The sequence below is a fragment of the Bacillus cereus genome (genome assembly GCF_002567495.1).
Classification (GTDB): Bacteria; Bacillota; Bacilli; order Bacillales; family Bacillaceae_G; genus Bacillus_A; species Bacillus_A cereus_AQ.
Genome location: NZ_NVAP01000013.1, coordinates 1 through 19,296, shown reverse-complemented (window position 1 = coordinate 19,296; position 19,296 = coordinate 1). Strand labels below are relative to the sequence as shown.

The window sequence follows — 19,296 nt, the reverse complement described above, 5'->3', positions numbered from 1 at the left end:
ATAATTTTAATCCTATTTTATCCCCGCTATCCAGGTATAAAATGGAACAAATATATATATACTAGTACTATTATTTCCGTTTTCATTCACATTTTGCAAAAATTACGCACTTATAGCTTTCCATTTTCCTCACCATATAACATATATTGAAAATTTATTAAAAGGATGGGTGCTTCATGAATATTGGAAGTTTTCGCTTACCTTTCTTTGAGAAAGAAACTCAAAACGTTATGCACCAGGATCTAGAAGCCTCTGAGATAATCAGTAATTTCTTACTTACCCATATTCCTATTAAAACTAATATACCACTCATTCTCGTTTGTATCGGAACAGATCGTTCTACAGGTGACGCACTCGGCCCATTAGTTGGTACAAAACTTGAGCAAATAGAAATAAAAAACTTCCAAGTATTCGGTACACTAGATGAGCCAGTACATGCGCTAAATTTAGAAGAGAAAATTCAGAATATACAGAAAGAAAATCCTACTGCATTTATAATTGCTGTTGATGCATGTTTAGGAAAGTCCCAAAATATTGGGTCAATCACTACCGGAAAGGGACCTAGTAAACCTGGAGCTGCGATGAATAAGAAATTACCTGCAGTTGGTGATTTGCATATACACGGTATCGTCAATCTGAATGGGTTTATGGAGTTTTTCGTTCTTCAAAATACAAGATTAAGTTTAGTCATGAAAATGGCTGATGTAATCGCACAAAGTATAAAAGAGACGGATCAAAAATTATCCGCATTAAAAAAAGCAAACCATCTATAAATAATAAGATGGTTTGCTTTTTAATTTTTCTGTGATAGTAATTCTAAAATGCGATTTAAATCTTCTTTATTAAAAAATTCAATTTCGATTTTACCTTTTTCCTTTTTTGTTTCTTTAATTTTTACATCTGTACCAAACTTTTCCCTTAAAAACGTTTCACGTTCTACAAAGAATATGTTTCTCTCTTTTTTCACTTGTTTTGTTTCACGTGAAACGCGTTGATTAATCTCTTGGACAATTTTCTCTAATTGCCGAACATTTAATCCTTCTTTTTCGATTCGCTTCAATAAGGACTTCAATTGTTCTTCATCTTTTATCGTAAGCAAGGTTCTCCCGTGAGCCATTGAAAGCTGACCATTCGCAATCATATCTTGCACAAACGAAGGGAGGCTTAATAACCTTGTATAATTTGCGATGTATGGTCTACTTTTGCCAAGGCGTTTAGCTAATTGCTCTTGCGTTACATTGAGCTCATTCATTAACATTTGATATGCCATTGCTTCTTCCATTGGATTTAAATCTTCTCGTTGTAAGTTTTCAAGCAAAGCAAATTCCATCATTTGTTGTTCAGTCAATTGTCTTACGACCGCAGGTACTTTTTCTAAACCAGCCTCTTTTGCAGCACGATATCGTCTTTCACCTGCAACGATTTCATAGCCTTTAATACTCTTCCTAGCAATTAATGGTTGTAGAATACCATGTTCCTTAATCGAAACTGCTAATTCCTGAATCGCCTCTTTATTAAAGTGTTTACGCGGTTGATATGGATTTGGTCTTAATTCAGTTACAAGGATTTCCTGAATCGTTTCCTCTTCTTTCACATCTAAATCAGGAAAAAACACATTGATTCCTCTTCCTAATCCTTTAGCCACCTGCAATCACTTCCTCTGCTAAATCTATATATACTTCTGCTCCTCTTGATTTAGCGTCATACTGCATAATTGGTTTCCCATGACTTGGAGCCTCACTCAAGCGTACATTACGCGGAATAATTGAACGATACACTTTATCCCTAAAATACTTTTTCACTTCATCTATAACTTGGATCCCTAAATTTGTACGAGCATCCAACATCGTTAACAATACACCTTGAATTGCTAAATTTTTATTTAAATGTTTTTGTACAAGTCGAACTGTATTTAAGAGCTGACTTAAACCTTCTAGTGCGTAATATTCACACTGTACAGGAATAATAACAGAATCTGCTGCTGTTAATGCATTAATCGTTAATAACCCTAAGGACGGAGGACAGTCGATAATAATATAATCATATTCATCACGAACTGGGTGTAATGCTCTTTGCAAACGTACTTCCCGGGAAATAGTCGGTACCAATTCAATTTCAGCACCAGCCAATTGAATTGTAGCGGGTAGAACATCTAAGTTTTCAGTTGCGGTTTTCCGTATAACCCCTTGAACATCTGCATCTTCTACAAGAACATTATAAATACATTGATCTAATTCAGATTTTTCAATTCCCACACCAGTCGTTGCATTTCCTTGAGCATCAATATCTACAAGAAGGACTTTTTTACCTACTTGTGCCAATCCAGCCCCTAAATTAACAGATGTTGTTGTTTTTCCAACACCGCCTTTTTGATTAGCAATAGCAATGATTTTTCCCATGATGTCACCTACTTTCAACCTTTCTATCTTATTCTAGTAATAATTACGTTTATTGTAACATGAAATAAAAGTTTTTCTTTTACGTCCTTTATTAAACTTCAAAATTTATTTCTAAACTCCTTCTTCATTTAACAAGAAAATATAGTAAAAGAGACCTCTCCGATAGGATAAGGTCTCTAACACGCCATTATTATTTTTTCTTCGGAATTTTAATTGTGATTTGATAGTACTCATCAAATTCTTCTTCCTCAGAATTAACATTCAAACCACTTTCAGTAACCATTTGTAAAGATTGCCTAATTGTATTCATAGCAATCCTCGTATCTCGACTTACTGCTTTTTGCTTTGCCTTACGCTTCGGTTTTGCTTCCTCTAGTAACTTCGCAATTCTTTCTTCTGTTTGCTTTACATTTAGTTGTTTCTCCACAATTTCCTGTAAAACCTTCAGTTGTAATTCCTCATTTTTTAAAGGAATTAGAGCGCGGGCGTGACGTTCTGTAATACTTTTTTCTAATAATGCACTTTTTATTTCTTCAGGCAACTTTAACAATCGCAACTTATTTGCGATTGTGGATTGTCCTTTTCCAAGTCGTTGTGCCAATGCTTCTTGTGTTAAATTATGTAACTCAATCAGCTTTTGATATGCCACAGCTTCTTCGATTGCCGTTAGTTCCTCACGTTGCAAGTTTTCAATTAAAGCTACAGAAGCTGTCTCTGTATCATTTAAGTTCTTTATAATTGCAGGAACCTTTTCCCAACCTAACTTTGTTGCTGCGCGAAAACGTCTCTCTCCAGCAATAATCTCGTACTTATCATCCTCATATTTCCTTACAACAATCGGCTGAATAAGTCCATGTGTACGAATCGTTAATGCTAGCTCTTCAATACGCGCATCGTCAAAAACTGTTCGTGGTTGATAACGGTTAGGAGTAATATTTACTATCGGAATTTCTTGTATTTCTTCATATACCTTTTTATCTATTTCTTCATGGCTTTCGTCTTGTAATTCGAATTCGCTCTCTTTATCTCCAAAGCCAAATAAACGAGAAAACGTATTTTTCATACATATTCCACCACCTTTTAGGCCTATTGACTATTCTACATAAAATGTTTCCTATGAAACATTTACGTTTTCATTTATATAATTTAATCTTACGTCTAATAAGATTTATTTTTCAATAGGTAATTTATTGGGTGTTCCCGGTTTGCGTGGATATTTCTTTGGTGTCTTGCGCTTTTTCTCGATTAATAAAATATTACGTTCACTTTCTTCAAACGGTAATTGGAACGTAAACATCTCTTTTAACTCTCCACCTAGAACCTCTAAAGCATACTTACCATTTTCAATTTCTTCGTTTGCTGCTGCACCTTTCATTGCAATGAATGTTCCTCCAACTTTCACAAGTGGTAAACATAGCTCACTTAATACAGAAAGACGCGCAACTGCACGTGCCATTACAATATCGTATGATTCACGTACACCTTCTTTTTTCCCAAATGTTTCAGCACGATCGTGACAAAATGCAACGTCACTTAATTCTAATTTTTGTGCTAAGTGATTTAAGAAATTAATACGTTTTTGCAATGAATCTACAATTGTTACTTTCAATTGCGGGAAACAGATTTTTAAAGGAATGCTTGGGAATCCAGCCCCTGCACCAACATCACAAATTGAGAATGGTTTTGAAAAATCATAATAAAAAGCAGCTGTAATGGAATCAAAAAAGTGTTTTAAATATACTTCTTCTTTTTCTGTAATAGCCGTTAAGTTCATTTTTTCATTCCACTCTACTAATGTTTCAAAGTAGATTTTGAACTGCTCTAACTGTCTAGAAGAGAGGGTGATTCCCTTCTCTTCTAGCATAGATTGAAATTGTTCTATGTTCATCTAGCAATATCTCCTTACTATTTATTGGTTCGATACGCGCGCAATTTTTCCTTGTTCTATATACACAAGTAAAATGGAAATATCCGCTGGATTTACGCCAGAAATACGTGAAGCCTGCCCCATTGAAAGTGGACGAACATCTTTCAATTTCTGTCTAGCTTCTGAGGCAATGCTAGAAATCGCATCATAATCAATATCCACAGGAATTTTTTTGTTTTCCATTTTCTTCATACGCTCTACTTGCTGTAAAGATTTTTCGATATATCCTTCGTACTTAATCTGAATTTCAACTTGTTCTGTAACTTCATCACTTAATTCTACTTCACTTGGTACTAAAAGATGAATATGCTCATATGTCATCTCTGGACGACGTAATAAATCACTTGCACGTATTCCGTCTTTCAATTCACTTCCACCAATGCTACGAATTAATTCTTGAACTTCAGGACGTGGTTTAATAATAATGCTGCCTAAACGTTCCTTTTCCTGTTCAATTTGTAATTTTTTATTTGTAAATCGCTCATAGCGATCTTCTTTAATTAATCCAATTTCACGACCAACCTCAGTTAAACGAAGATCGGCATTATCATGGCGTAATAATAGACGGTATTCTGCACGAGACGTTAATAAACGATATGGTTCATTTGTACCTTTCGTTACAAGATCATCAATTAAGACACCAATATAAGCATCCTCGCGACCTAAAACAACTTCTTTTTTACCTAAAGAACGGCATGCCGCATTGATCCCAGCCATAAGCCCTTGTCCTGCCGCCTCTTCGTAACCAGAAGTTCCATTAATTTGTCCTGCTGTATATAAATTTTTAATCTTTTTCGTTTCAAGTGTTGGCCATAGTTGTGTTGGCACAATTGCATCATATTCAATTGCATAACCTGTACGCATCATTTCAACATTTTCTAGGCCTGGAATTGTTCTAAGCATGTCACGTTGTACATCTTCTGGTAAGCTTGTGGATAAACCTTGTACATATACTTCTTGTGTATTACGCCCTTCGGGCTCTAAGAAAATTTGATGACGTGGTTTATCATTAAATCTTACTACTTTGTCTTCAATAGAAGGACAGTATCTAGGGCCTGTTCCTTTAATCATACCAGAATACATAGCTGAACGATGTAAATTTTCATCTATTAAACGGTGTGTTTCCGTACTTGTATATGTCAACCAACATGGAATTTGATCCATAATAAATTTCGTTGTTTCAAAAGAGAACGCACGCGGCTTATCATCACCTGGTTGGATTTCTGTTTTACTGTAGTCAATTGTATTACTGTTTACACGCGGAGGTGTTCCTGTTTTAAATCTAACAAGATCAAATCCAAGCTCCTCTAAATGCTCAGATAATGTAATAGACGGTTGCTGATTATTTGGACCGCTCGAATATTTTAAGTCGCCCATGATAATCTCGCCACGTAAAAATGTTCCAGTCGTAATTACAACAGTTTTTGCTGTATATTCTGCACCAGCTTGTGTAACTACTCCTTTACATACACCATCTTCAATGATTAAACGCTCTACCATTCCTTGGAACAACGCTAAGTTTGGTGTCTCTTCAATTGTTTTCTTCAATTCATGTTGGTAAGAGAATTTATCAGCTTGCGCTCGAAGTGCACGTACAGCTGGTCCCTTACCTGTATTTAGCATACGCATTTGAATATGAGTTTTATCAATATTACGTCCCATTTCTCCGCCTAATGCATCAATTTCACGAACAACAATCCCTTTTGCTGGTCCACCAACAGAAGGGTTACATGGCATGAATGCTACCATATCTAAGTTAATTGTTAACATTAATGTTTTTGAGCCCATTCGTGCTGCCGCAAGACCTGCTTCACATCCTGCATGACCTGCACCGATTACTATGACATCGTATGAACCGGCATTGTATCCCATTGTTTATTCCTCCTAATAATCTCTATCTTTCTACAACATCACTATATTATTTTCCTAAACAAAATTGAGAGAACAACTGGTCAATTAAGCTTTCATGGACTGTGTCACCAGTAATTTCACCAAGTATTTCCCACGTTCTTGTTAAATCAATTTGTACCATATCAATTGGTACACCATTTTCAATCGCATCAATTGCATCACCAATTGTTTGTCCTGCTTGTGTTAATAATCCAATATGTCTCGCATTAGAAACATATGTCATATCTGCAGAATCGATTGTTCCTTCAAAGAATAAATCAGCTATTGCCTTTTCGAGTTCATCTATTCCTTGTTCCTCAATTAAGGATGTTGTAATAACACGATTTCCCGCGGCTAACTCTGTAACACGTTCCATATCAATCGCTTGCGGTAAATCAGTCTTATTCACAATAACAATAAAGTCTTTTCCTTGTACCGCACGGAATAGATCTTCATCCTCATTTGTTAAAGCTTCGCTATAGTTGACAACAACTAATACTAAATCTGCTTGGCTCATCATTTCTTTTGAACGCTCCACACCAATTCGTTCAACAACATCTTCTGTCTCACGAATACCGGCTGTATCTATAAGTTTAAGAGGTACACCACGCACATTAACGTACTCTTCAATAACATCACGAGTTGTTCCTGCAATATCAGTTACAATTGCCTTGTTCTCCTGAACAAGACTATTTAATAACGATGATTTCCCAACGTTAGGTCTACCGATAATTGCTGTAGCAATACCTTCACGTAAAATTTTCCCTTGTTTTGATGTTTCCAATATTTTCTCAATTTCCGAACGAACATGTGTCGCCTTCTCAATTAAAATATTATGTGTCATCTCTTCTACATCATCGTATTCTGGGTAATCTATATTTACCTCAACATGAGCTAGTGTTTCTAATATTTCTTGACGTAGGCGACCGATTAATTTAGATAATCGCCCTTCCATTTGATTAATTGCCACATTCATTGCACGATCTGTTTTTGCTCGAATTAAATCCATAACAGCTTCTGCCTGTGATAAATCAATACGTCCATTTAAAAAAGCACGTTTTGTAAATTCACCCGGTTCTGCTAATCGTACTCCCTGCGCTAGAATAAGTTGCAATACTTTATTTACTGAAACAAGTCCACCATGACAGTTAATTTCCACTATATTTTCACGTGTAAAAGTCCTTGGTGCGCGCATAATAGACACCATAACTTCTTCAATAACTTGATTTGTATCTAAATCAACAATATGACCATAATGAATAGTGTGAGAAGGAACCCCTGTTAAATCCTTCCCCTTAAAAATACGGTCAACTTTCTCAACCGCATCATCCCCACTTACTCGAACAATGGCAATTGCACCCTCTCCAAGCGCTGTGGAAATCGCAGCAATTGTATCAAATTCCATGTCCTTTCACCTCACTTGCTTATTTATCTCTATTTCAACATGATTATTTCTTTCACTAAATTATTAGGATACCATAACGAACCTATCTACAAAAGAAGAATAACTCATTTTATTATGTCCCCATGTAAAAAACACTAAACTTATTCACAGTGGATAAGTTTAGTGTTTTTTAGTTATCCACATCTATTTTTCCCTCAAAAAAACCGGCACTCATTTGAGCAACCGGTCATTTAGGAGATATTACAACATGCCGATGTGGTTCATTTCCTTCAGAAGTTGTATTGATACCTTGATGATTTGATAATGACTGATGAATAATTTTTCGTTCAAAAGATGGCATTGGTTCTAAAACAACTCTTTTTTTCGTATTAGATACTTGTTTCGCTAATCGATAAGAAAGCGATTCTAACGTGCTTTTTCTTTTACTACGATAATTTTCAGCATCCAGTGTAATACCGATATACTGCTTCGTATTACGATTCGCAACAAGTTTTGTTAAATACTGTAAAGAATTCAATGTATTACCTCTTTTTCCAATCAAAACACCTACATCATCACCAGAAATTGTAAATTCAACTTCGCGTCCTTTTACAATTTTACTAATCTCAACTTCCACACCCATATCGCGAATAATATTTCTTAAATATTCTTCACATTCTTGAATTGGATCTTTCTTCAATACAACTTCTACTACTGCAGGACGATTCCCAAATAAACCTAAGAATCCTCTTTTTCCCTCATCGACAATATTTATATCTACTCGATCTTTCGATGTATTTAATTGCCTTAAAGCATCCTCTACTGCCAGCTCGACGGTTTGTCCTTTAGCAGTAATTACACTCACTTGCTTGAGCCTCCAGCTTTACTAGCCTTAATCTCTGGCCCTTTGATAAAGTACATTTGAGCAATACCAAAGATATTACCAACAACCCAGTAAAGTGATAATGCAGCTGGGAAGTTAATTGCAAAGATTAAAATCATAATCGGCATAAGCCAAAGCATCATTGCCATTTGCGGATTTTGACCAGCTGTTCCTGCCATTGCAAGCTTTTGCTGAATAAATGTCGTAATTGCTGCAACAACCGGTAAGATATAGAACGGATCTGCCTGTCCTAAATCAAACCATAAAAATGTATGTTCACTAATGGCTGTTGTTCTCATAATCGCATGATAAAACGCGAATAAAATAGGCATCTGAACAAATATCGGTAAACATCCTGCCAATGGATTTACACCATTCTTTTGATATAACTGCATCATTTCTTGTTGTAGTTTTTGCTGTGTTGCTTGATCTTTAGAACTATATTTCTCTTTTAACTTCACCATTTCTGGTTGTAACGCTTGCATTGCCTTTGTACTCTTCGTTTGTTTAATCATCAATGGTAATAATGCAAAACGAATGATAAGAGTCGTAACAACAATTGCTAAACCGTAATTACTGTTAAATAAGTTGGCAAAATACGTGATTAACTGAGAAAGTGGATATACGAAATATTCATTCCAAATCCCAGTACTTTTTGATGTAATTGGCTGACCCGTTTCACTACAACCGGTGGCAATCGCCATTAATGCAACAACCATGGCTAGTAAACCTAATTTCTTTTTCAAAGCCTACTCCTCCTTGTATCGGTATGTATATAGTGTAATTCATTTCCTTACGCTACTTTTTTATTCTTTTCATACCAGAGCGTTTAAAGACATGAATTAAGCTTTTCTTTACTTCTTCATATGTCATCTCTGCACAAGGCTTCCTTGCTATTATAACAAAATCTTTTCCAGAATCTATCTCATCTTTTAATTCTGTAAGGGACTGACGGACCATGCGCTTAATTCGGTTACGAACTACTGCATTTCCTATTTTCTTGCTAACAGAAAGGCCGATGCGAAAGTTTGGCTGTTCTTCTTTATCTAATTGGTATACAACAAACTGACGATTCGCATTTGATTTTCCTTTTTGAAAAACCGCCTGGAATTCATCATTCTTCTTTATACGATGTTTTTTCTTCATATCAATTGACACTCCTGTATTTCATCAGCGGAAATTCACTATTATTAGAAAAAAAGACCACTGAACGATCAGTGGTCTACGCAGATAATACTTTTCTTCCTTTACGACGACGAGCTGCTAGCACTTTACGTCCGTTCGCTGTGCTCATACGGCTGCGGAAACCATGTACTTTGCTGCGCTTACGTTTATTTGGTTGGTAAGTTCTTTTCATTATATGACACCTCCCTGAGGAATATCTGTTAAAGACAGTCTTATAAATTATAGTTAATCAACTAGGAAAATGTCAATGGTTCTAGAAATTTTCATTAAATATTCATTTTGAACCTATTCACATACTTTTTCACAGTGCCTATATTTCCTTGTGGATAAATGTTTTTTCATGTTTTTTATATCCACAAACTTTTTTCACACTTTTACACAGTATATCGTGTTGTGGACAAGTTTATTCCACAAGGTATTGATTTTGTGGATAACTTTCTTAAATTCATTGCTATAGCCACTTATTTTTGATATTATAGTTGTGTTTTCACTTTGAATAAGTTTTCCACACCTTTATCTTATCCACAATTTGTGTATAACATGTGGACAGTTTTAATCACATGTGGGTAAATAGTTGTCCACATTCGCTTTTTTTGTCGAAAACCCTATCTCATATACAAACGACGTTTTTAGGTTTTAAAATACGTTTCGTATAAATATACATTTTATATTTATCAGGTTGTACATTTGTTGCGCAACCTTATTCTTTTACCATCTTAGTAAAGGAGGGACACCTTTGGAAAATATCTCTGATTTATGGAATAGTGCCTTAAAAGAATTAGAAAAAAAGGTAAGTAAGCCTAGTTATGAAACGTGGTTAAAATCAACAACGGCTCATAACTTGAAGAAAGACGTATTAACGATTACAGCTCCAAATGAATTTGCTCGTGACTGGCTAGAATCTCATTACTCAGAACTAATTTCAGAAACACTATACGATTTAACAGGGGCAAAATTAGCAATTCGCTTTATTATTCCCCAAAGTCAAGCTGAAGAGGACATTGATCTGCCTCCAGTTAAGCGGAATCCAGCACAAGATGATTCAGCTCATTTACCACAGAGCATGTTAAATCCAAAATATACATTCGATACATTTGTTATCGGCTCTGGTAACCGTTTTGCCCATGCAGCTTCATTAGCTGTAGCCGAGGCGCCAGCTAAAGCGTATAATCCACTCTTTATTTACGGGGGAGTGGGACTTGGAAAGACGCATTTAATGCACGCGATTGGTCATTATGTAATTGAACATAATCCAAATGCAAAAGTTGTATATTTATCATCAGAAAAATTTACAAATGAATTTATTAACTCTATTCGTGATAATAAAGCTGTTGATTTTCGTAATAAATATCGCAACGTAGATGTTTTATTGATAGATGATATTCAATTTCTTGCTGGAAAAGAACAAACTCAAGAAGAGTTTTTCCATACATTTAATGCATTACACGAAGAAAGTAAACAAATTGTAATTTCTAGTGATCGACCACCAAAAGAAATTCCGACTTTAGAAGATCGTCTTCGTTCTCGCTTTGAATGGGGACTTATTACAGATATTACGCCACCGGATTTAGAGACACGAATTGCGATTTTACGCAAAAAGGCAAAAGCTGAAGGGCTTGATATACCCAATGAAGTTATGCTTTATATCGCAAATCAAATTGACTCGAATATTCGTGAACTAGAAGGTGCACTTATCCGAGTTGTAGCTTATTCATCTTTAATTAACAAAGATATTAATGCTGATTTAGCAGCTGAAGCACTTAAAGATATTATTCCAAATTCTAAGCCAAAAATTATCTCTATTTATGATATTCAAAAAGCTGTCGGGGACGTTTATCAAGTAAAATTAGAAGATTTTAAAGCGAAAAAGCGCACAAAATCAGTTGCGTTTCCTCGCCAAATTGCAATGTATTTATCACGCGAACTTACGGATTCCTCTTTACCGAAAATAGGTGAAGAATTTGGTGGACGTGATCATACAACAGTTATCCATGCCCATGAAAAAATTTCTAAGCTATTAAAAACAGATACGCAATTACAAAAGCAAGTTGAAGAAATTAATGGTATTTTAAAGTAGAAGCTGAATAGTGTGAATAACTTCCCTTGTTTTACGCACAGTCTATCCACATGTAGATAGACTGTTTTTACATCCTTTAACAGGGTTATCCACATATCCACAAGCCCTATTACTATTACTACTATTTTTTATCTTTATTAATTAAATAAAATCTTATACTTACCGGAGGTTTTTCTTTATGCGTTTTACAATACAAAAAGACTATCTTGTAAGAGGTGTACAAGATGTAATGAAGGCAGTTTCTTCTCGTACAACAATCCCCATCCTTACAGGAATTAAAGTTGTCGCTACTGAAGAAGGAGTGACATTAACAGGAAGCGATGCTGATATTTCTATTGAATCGTTTATTCCAGTCGAAGAAGACGGAAAAGAAATCGTAGAAGTAGCTCAATCAGGCAGCATTGTTTTACAAGCAAAATATTTTAGTGAGATTGTAAAAAAACTACCTAAAGACACTGTCGAAATCTCTGTGGAAAATCATTTTATGACAAAAATAAAATCTGGAAAATCAGAGTTTAACTTAAATGGTTTAGATTCTGCAGAATATCCGTTATTACCACAGATTGAAGAACATCATGTATTTAAGATACCAACGGATTTACTTAAGCATATGATCAGACAAACTGTATTTGCAGTTTCTACTTCTGAAACAAGACCAATCTTGACAGGTGTAAACTGGAAGGTATATAACAGCGAGTTAACTTGTATTGCAACAGATAGTCATAGATTGGCACTTCGAAAAGCAAAAATCGATGGACATAATATTGCAGATGAATTTCAAGCTAATGTTGTTATCCCAGGTAAGAGCTTAAATGAATTAAGTAAAATTCTAGATGAATCTGAAGAAATGGTAGATATCGTTATTACAGAGTATCAAGTATTATTCCGTACAAAACATTTATTATTCTTCTCAAGATTGTTAGAAGGAAATTATCCAGATACGACACGTTTAATTCCGGCAGAGAGTAAAACGGATATTTTTGTGAATACAAAAGAATTCCTACAAGCAATTGATCGTGCTTCACTATTAGCAAGAGACGGACGCAATAACGTTGTCAAATTATCAACTTTAGAGCAAGAAATGCTAGAAATCTCCTCGAATTCACCAGAAATCGGAAAAGTTGTCGAAGAAGTACAATGTGAAAAAGTAGATGGAGAAGAGTTAAAAATATCTTTTAGTGCAAAATATATGATGGATGCATTAAAAGCTCTAGATAGTACAGAGATTAAAGTTAGCTTTACTGGGGCGATGAGACCGTTCTTAATTCGTACAGTAAATGATGAATCAATTATTCAATTAATTTTACCGGTTCGTACTTACTAGGTAAGGAATAAGGGTTGCTAGTTTAAAGATGCTAGTAACCCTTATTTGATTTTTGGGTATTACTTTCCTAATGTTAGTTTATTTAGTACAATGAAAGAATGAACACTTTCAGAAAGTGAGCGATTTTATGAAACGTATTGAAATTTCAACAGAGTATATTACACTAGGACAATTTTTAAAGTTAGCTGATGTAATTGATACAGGTGGCGCTGTAAAATGGTTTTTACAAGAATATGAAGTGTACGTGAACAACGAACTTGAAAATAGAAGAGGTCGCAAACTATATGCGAACGATATTATTGAAATTCCAGGCAGCGGAACTTTCCAAGTTCAGGCATAAAGGGGGAGCCCTTTGTTTATTTCAGAAATACAATTAAAAAACTATCGCAATTATGAAAAATTAGAGCTTTCCTTTGAAGATAAGGTAAATGTAATTATCGGCGAAAATGCACAAGGGAAAACGAATTTGATGGAAGCTATTTATGTTTTAGCGATGGCGAAATCTCATAGAACCTCTAATGATCGCGAACTTATCCGTTGGGATGAAGAGTTTGGTCAAATTAAAGGGAAATTACAAAAAAGAAACAGTTCTTTGTCTTTGGAATTAAATATTTCGAAAAAAGGTAAAAAGGCAAAATTAAATCAACTTGAACAACAAAAGTTAAGTCAATATATTGGCGTGATGAACGTTGTCATGTTTGCCCCAGAAGATTTAAATCTTGTAAAAGGAAGCCCTCAAGTAAGAAGACGCTTTTTAGATATGGAATTAGGACAAATAGCTCCTGTATATTTGTATGAATTAAGTCAATATCAAAAGGTGCTCACGCAACGAAATCACTTGTTGAAAAAGATGCAAGGGAATAGTAAGAATGAGGAAACGATGTTGGATGTATTTACACTTCAACTAATTGAGCATGGTGCAAAAATACTGCAAAAACGTTTTGAATTTTTGCATTTGCTACAGGAATGGGCAGCTCCGATTCATCGAGGTATAAGCCGTGGATTAGAAGAGTTAGAAATTGTCTATAAACCAAGTGTAGATGTATCAGAATCAATGGATTTGTCGAAAATAAAAGAAGTATACTATGAAAGTTTTCAATCTGTGAAACAACGTGAGATTTTCCGTGGTACGACTTTAATTGGTCCTCATCGTGATGATTTACAATTCTTCGTTAATAGTAAAAATGTTCAAGTCTTTGGTTCGCAAGGACAACAACGAACGACCGCACTATCCCTAAAATTAGCTGAAATTGAATTAATTTATTCAGAGGTTAAAGAATATCCAATCCTTTTGCTGGATGATGTTTTATCAGAATTAGACGATTATCGTCAATCACATCTGTTAAATACAATTCAAGGAAAGGTGCAAACATTTGTTACAACGACGAGTGTCGACGGAATTGAACACGAAACATTAAAAGACGCGAAAACAATTCATGTAACAAACGGCACGGTAGATTGTGAAATAGATAGGGCATAACCCCCTATTTAAATGGAAAAGTAGGTGATCTTTGTGTCAATGGAACAAAAACAAATGCAAGAAAATGCATATGATGAAAGTCAGATACAGGTACTTGAAGGACTAGAGGCAGTTCGGAAACGTCCAGGTATGTATATTGGATCTACAAGTGGGAAAGGACTTCACCACCTTGTATGGGAGATTGTCGATAATAGTATCGATGAAGCGTTAGCAGGATATTGCGATGAAATTAACGTTAGTATTGAAGAAGATAATAGTATTCTTGTAACAGATAATGGACGTGGTATTCCAGTTGGTATACAAGAAAAAATGGGACGTCCTGCAGTAGAGGTTATTATGACTGTCCTCCACGCTGGTGGTAAATTTGGTGGTGGCGGTTATAAAGTTTCTGGTGGTTTGCATGGTGTTGGTGCATCTGTTGTAAATGCCTTATCAACAGAACTAGAAGTATTTGTACATCGTGAAGGTAAAATCCATTACCAAAAATACGAAAGAGGTATTCCAGTTGCAGACTTAAAAGTCATCGGTGATACAGATAAAACTGGAACAATAACTCGCTTTAAACCGGATCCGGAAATTTTTAAAGAGACGACAGAATATGAATTCGATACGCTAGCGACTCGTATGCGTGAGTTGGCATTTTTAAATCGTAATATTAAATTAACAATTGAAGATAAACGTGAACACAAGCAAAAGAAAGAGTTCCACTATGAAGGTGGAATTAAATCATATGTTGAACATTTAAATCGTTCAAAACAACCAATTCATGAAGAACCTGTATATGTAGAAGGTTCAAAAGATGGTATTCAAGTTGAAGTTGCGCTTCAATATAACGAAGGATATACAAATCATATTTACTCATTTACAAATAATATTCATACGTATGAAGGTGGTACACATGAGGTAGGATTTAAAACTGCCCTAACGCGTGTGATTAACGATTATGGTCGTAAAAATAACATTTTAAAAGATGCGGATAGTAATTTGACTGGTGAAGATGTTCGTGAAGGTTTAACAGCAATCGTGTCAATTAAACATCCAAATCCACAATTCGAAGGACAAACGAAGACAAAACTTGGAAATAGTGAAGCCAGAACGATTACGGAGTCAGTATTCTCAGAGGCTTTTGAAAAATTCTTACTGGAAAATCCCAATGTTGCACGTAAAATCGTAGATAAAGGAACGATGGCAGCACGCGCACGTGTAGCAGCTAAAAAGGCTCGTGAGCTAACTCGCCGAAAGAGTGCTTTAGAAGTTTCAAGTTTACCAGGGAAATTGGCAGACTGTTCTTCTAAGGATCCAGCAATTAGTGAAATTTATATCGTAGAGGGTGACTCTGCGGGTGGATCTGCAAAACAAGGACGCGATCGTCATTTCCAAGCAATTTTACCGCTGAAGGGTAAAATTATTAATGTTGAAAAAGCACGCTTAGATAAGATTTTATCAAATGATGAAGTTCGTACAATTATTACGGCGATCGGTACAAATATCGGTGGAGACTTCGATATTGAAAAAGCACGCTATCATAAAGTTATTATTATGACTGATGCCGATGTTGATGGTGCGCATATTCGTACCCTATTATTAACGTTCTTCTATCGTTATATGCGTCAAATAATTGAGTGTGGATATATATATATCGCACAGCCACCTTTGTTTAAAGTGCAACAAGGTAAAAAAATTCAATATGCTTATAACGATAAAGAACTTGAAAAAATATTAGCTGAGCTACCAGCCCAGCCGAAACCAGGAATTCAACGTTATAAAGGTCTTGGAGAGATGAATCCAACTCAGCTATGGGAGACGACAATGGATCCAGAAGTACGTTCGTTACTTCAAGTTTCCCTTCAAGATGCAATAGAAGCAGACGAAACGTTTGAAATTTTAATGGGTGATAAAGTGGAACCACGTCGTAACTTTATCCAAGAGAATGCAAAATACGTGAAAAACCTTGATATTTAAATGAGTAATGACAGGAATCTAAGTATTCCTGTCTTCTACATATAAATCAATGTATGTGTAACGGAAACGTAAGAGGAGGTGCTCGTTGATGTCAGACAATCAACAACAAGCACGAATTCGAGAAATTAATATTAGTCATGAAATGCGTACCTCATTTTTAGATTACGCAATGAGTGTTATCGTATCTCGTGCATTACCAGATGTTCGTGATGGATTAAAACCTGTGCATCGTAGGGTTTTATATGCGATGAATGATTTAGGAATTACAGCTGATAAAGCGTATAAGAAATCAGCACGTATTGTCGGTGAAGTAATCGGTAAGTATCACCCTCATGGTGATTCAGCTGTTTATGAAACAATGGTACGTATGGCGCAAGATTTCAGTCAACGTTATATGCTTGTAGATGGACATGGTAACTTCGGTTCTGTAGATGGAGATTCAGCAGCGGCAATGCGTTATACAGAGGCAAGAATGTCTAAGATTTCTATGGAATTAATACGTGATATTTCAAAAAATACAATTGATTATCAAGATAACTACGATGGTTCGGAAAGAGAGCCGATTGTATTACCAGCGCGTTTCCCTAATTTATTAGTAAACGGTACGACAGGTATTGCTGTTGGTATGGCAACAAATATCCCGCCGCATCAGCTTGGCGAAGTAATTGATGGTGTGCTGGCATTAAGTCATAACCCTGATATTACTATCGCGGAATTGATGGAATATATTCCTGGGCCAGACTTCCCGACGGCAGGTTTAATTTTAGGGAGAAGTGGAATTCGAAGAGCTTATGAAACAGGCCGCGGTTCTATTATGCTTCGCGCTAAGGTTGAAATTGAAGAGAAGTCAAACGGTAAACAATCTATTATCGTAACTGAACTACCTTATCAAGTTAATAAGGCACGATTAATTGAAAAAATCGCAGAATTAGTTCGCGATAAGAAAATTGAAGGTATTACAGATTTACGTGATGAATCAGATCGTAATGGTATGCGTATTGTTATGGAAGTACGTCGTGATGCTAATGCAAATGTACTATTAAATAACCTATATAAACATACAGCGCTTCAAACAAGTTTTGGTATTAATATGTTGTCTCTTGTAAATGGAGAGCCTCAAGTACTGAATTTAAAACAAAACTTATATCATTATTTAGAGCACCAGAAGGTAGTAATACGTAGACGTACTGCTTATGAATTAGAAAAAGCAGAGGCACGTGCTCATATTTTAGAAGGATTACGAATTGCTTTAGATCATCTTGATGAAGTTATTACGTTAATTCGTAGTTCAAAAACGGCAGATATTGCAAAGCAAGGCTTAATGGAACGTTTCGGTTTAAGTGAGAAACAAGCGCAAGCGATTTTAGATATGCGTCTGCAACGCTTAACTGGATTAGAACGTGAAAAAATCGAGCAAGAATATCAAGACTTAATGAAGTTAATTGCTGAATTAAAAGCGATCTTAGCAGATGAAGAGAAAGTTCTTGAGATTATTCGTGAAGAGTTAACAGAAGTAAAAGAGCGTTTCAATGATAAGAGACGAACAGAAATTACAATTGGCGGTATGGAATTTATTGAAGATGAAGATTTAATTCCTGAGCAAAACATTGCGATTACGTTAACTCATAACGGTTATATTAAGAGGTTACCAGCTTCTACGTACAAAACACAGAACCGTGGGGGACGTGGTGTGCAAGGAATGGGTACGAATGATGATGACTTTGTTGAACATTTATTAACAACGTCTACTCATGATCATATTTTATTCTTTACAAACAAGGGTAAAGTATACCGTACGAAAGGATATGAAATTCCAGAGTATAGTCGTACTGCAAAAGGGCTACCAATTATTAACCTATTAGGGGTAGATAAGGGTGAGTGGATCAATGCCATTATTCCAATTCGTGAATTTGGTGACGATCAGTTCCTATTCTTTACAACGAAACAAGGTATTTCTAAGAGAACGCCACTTTCATCATTTGCAAATATACGTACGAACGGTTTAATTGCAATTTCGCTTCGTGAAGAAGATGAAGTAATTTCTGTACGTTTAACATCTGGCGATAAAGATATTATCGTAGGAACAAGCAACGGTATGTTAATTCGCTTCAATGAACAAGATGTGCGTTCTATGGGCCGTAATGCAGCTGGTGTAAAAGCTATTACACTAGGCGAAGAGGACCAAGTAGTAGGTATGGAAATTGTTGAAGAAGATACGAATGTCTTAATCGTAACGAAAAACGGATATGGTAAGCGTACTCCAGTTGAAGAGTATCGACTACAAAGCCGTGGTGGTAAAGGTCTGAAAACTTGTAACATTACAGATAAGAACGGTAAATTAGTAGCAGTTAAATCTGTAACAGGTGAAGAAGACATTATGTTAATTACAGCCGCAGGTGTAATTATTCGTATGCCGGTTGATCAAATCTCTCAAATGGGACGTAATACACAAGGTGTTCGTCTAATTCGATTAGAGGATGAACAAGAGGTAGCGACGGTAGCAAAAGCACAAAAAGATGATGAGGAAGAAACTAGTGAAGAGGTTTCTTCAGAAGAATAAGAGAGGGGATTTCCCCTCTCTTTATTTTTTTATAATAATACTTGCATGGGGAAGAGAAAGCCTATATAATAGGCAGAGTCAGCAAATGAGAGATACAAGTTATCGAAAAAAACTTGTTGACGAAAATAATATACTATGATATATTATAAAAGTCGCTGAAACGCGATGTTGAACTTTGAAAACTAAACGAAACAAACAACGTGAAACGTCAATTTTTATTTTTAG

At 35.5% G+C, this 19,296-nt stretch carries 17 protein-coding genes; 7 read left to right on the top strand and 10 right to left on the bottom strand.

From position 1 onward, the window contains the following. Positions 1–176 precede the first annotated feature (176 nt). Positions 177–773: a spore protease YyaC gene (yyaC, locus tag COK05_RS06760; RefSeq protein WP_098611973.1), complete on the top strand. Its 597-nt coding sequence runs from the start codon at positions 177–179 to the stop codon at positions 771–773. Between the two features lie 20 nt (positions 774–793). Here yyaC and spo0J read toward each other — a convergent pair whose 3' ends face one another. From spo0J to rpmH, 10 genes are all read right to left on the bottom strand, one after another. After that, positions 794–1,645, bottom strand: a complete 852-nt coding sequence (gene spo0J, locus COK05_RS06755; RefSeq protein ID WP_098611972.1) for a stage 0 sporulation protein Spo0J — start codon at positions 1,643–1,645, stop codon at positions 794–796. Beyond that, the gene (gene soj / locus COK05_RS06750; protein ID WP_098611971.1) at positions 1,638–2,399 is read right to left on the bottom strand and encodes a sporulation initiation inhibitor protein Soj; all 762 of its coding nucleotides are present in this window, start codon (positions 2,397–2,399) and stop codon (positions 1,638–1,640) included. Before soj ends, spo0J begins: the two co-directional genes overlap by 8 nt. Positions 2,400–2,589: 190 nt before the next feature. Then, complete coding sequence (noc, locus tag COK05_RS06745) at positions 2,590–3,462, bottom strand: nucleoid occlusion protein (protein ID WP_098611970.1); 873 nt, start codon at positions 3,460–3,462, stop codon at positions 2,590–2,592. A gap of 105 nt (positions 3,463–3,567) precedes the next feature. Then, positions 3,568–4,287: a 16S rRNA (guanine(527)-N(7))-methyltransferase RsmG gene (gene rsmG, locus COK05_RS06740; RefSeq protein WP_098611969.1), complete on the bottom strand. Its 720-nt coding sequence runs from the start codon at positions 4,285–4,287 to the stop codon at positions 3,568–3,570. A 21-nt stretch (positions 4,288–4,308) separates the two neighbouring features. Beyond that, positions 4,309–6,198 carry a tRNA uridine-5-carboxymethylaminomethyl(34) synthesis enzyme MnmG gene (gene mnmG / locus COK05_RS06735; protein ID WP_098611968.1) on the bottom strand — a complete coding sequence of 630 codons (1,890 nt, stop codon included), beginning with the start codon at positions 6,196–6,198 and terminating at the stop codon, positions 4,309–4,311. Between the two features lie 46 nt (positions 6,199–6,244). Beyond that, the gene (gene mnmE, locus COK05_RS06730) at positions 6,245–7,621 is read right to left on the bottom strand and encodes a tRNA uridine-5-carboxymethylaminomethyl(34) synthesis GTPase MnmE (RefSeq protein ID WP_098611967.1); all 1,377 of its coding nucleotides are present in this window, start codon (positions 7,619–7,621) and stop codon (positions 6,245–6,247) included. A 226-nt stretch (positions 7,622–7,847) separates the two neighbouring features. Beyond that, positions 7,848–8,465, bottom strand: coding sequence for an RNA-binding cell elongation regulator Jag/EloR (gene jag, locus COK05_RS06725; RefSeq protein ID WP_098611966.1), 618 nt, complete (start codon positions 8,463–8,465; stop codon positions 7,848–7,850). Continuing rightward, positions 8,462–9,229: a YidC family membrane integrase SpoIIIJ gene (gene spoIIIJ, locus COK05_RS06720; RefSeq protein ID WP_098611965.1), complete on the bottom strand. Its 768-nt coding sequence runs from the start codon at positions 9,227–9,229 to the stop codon at positions 8,462–8,464. Before spoIIIJ ends, jag begins: the two co-directional genes overlap by 4 nt. Before the next feature lie 52 nt (positions 9,230–9,281). After that, the gene (gene rnpA, locus COK05_RS06715) at positions 9,282–9,629 is read right to left on the bottom strand and encodes a ribonuclease P protein component (protein ID WP_098611964.1); all 348 of its coding nucleotides are present in this window, start codon (positions 9,627–9,629) and stop codon (positions 9,282–9,284) included. A 76-nt stretch (positions 9,630–9,705) separates the two neighbouring features. Then, the gene (gene rpmH / locus COK05_RS06710) at positions 9,706–9,840 is read right to left on the bottom strand and encodes a 50S ribosomal protein L34 (protein ID WP_000831901.1); all 135 of its coding nucleotides are present in this window, start codon (positions 9,838–9,840) and stop codon (positions 9,706–9,708) included. Between the two features lie 564 nt (positions 9,841–10,404). Between rpmH and dnaA the strand changes: the two genes are divergently transcribed. The 6 genes from dnaA to gyrA all read left to right on the top strand — a co-directional run bounded on the left by dnaA (position 10,405) and on the right by gyrA (position 19,071). Further along, positions 10,405–11,745 (top strand): chromosomal replication initiator protein DnaA, encoded by a 1,341-nt coding sequence (gene dnaA, locus COK05_RS06705; RefSeq protein WP_000428018.1) that lies wholly within the window; start codon positions 10,405–10,407, stop codon positions 11,743–11,745. Positions 11,746–11,923: 178 nt separating this feature from the next. Then, the gene (gene dnaN, locus COK05_RS06700; RefSeq protein ID WP_098611963.1) at positions 11,924–13,069 is read left to right on the top strand and encodes a DNA polymerase III subunit beta; all 1,146 of its coding nucleotides are present in this window, start codon (positions 11,924–11,926) and stop codon (positions 13,067–13,069) included. Positions 13,070–13,196: 127 nt separating this feature from the next. Beyond that, positions 13,197–13,409 (top strand): S4 domain-containing protein YaaA, encoded by a 213-nt coding sequence (gene yaaA, locus COK05_RS06695; protein WP_098611962.1) that lies wholly within the window; start codon positions 13,197–13,199, stop codon positions 13,407–13,409. A 12-nt stretch (positions 13,410–13,421) separates the two neighbouring features. Further along, entirely contained in the window at positions 13,422–14,549 is a 1,128-nt protein-coding gene (gene recF / locus COK05_RS06690) for a DNA replication/repair protein RecF (RefSeq protein ID WP_000470755.1), read from the top strand. 39 nt (positions 14,550–14,588) lie between these two features. After that, entirely contained in the window at positions 14,589–16,511 is a 1,923-nt protein-coding gene (gyrB, locus tag COK05_RS06685; RefSeq protein WP_098611961.1) for a DNA topoisomerase (ATP-hydrolyzing) subunit B, read from the top strand. A gap of 88 nt (positions 16,512–16,599) precedes the next feature. Further along, positions 16,600–19,071 carry a DNA gyrase subunit A gene (gene gyrA, locus COK05_RS06680; RefSeq protein WP_098611960.1) on the top strand — a complete coding sequence of 824 codons (2,472 nt, stop codon included), beginning with the start codon at positions 16,600–16,602 and terminating at the stop codon, positions 19,069–19,071. The last annotated feature ends 225 nt before the right edge of the window (positions 19,072–19,296 follow it).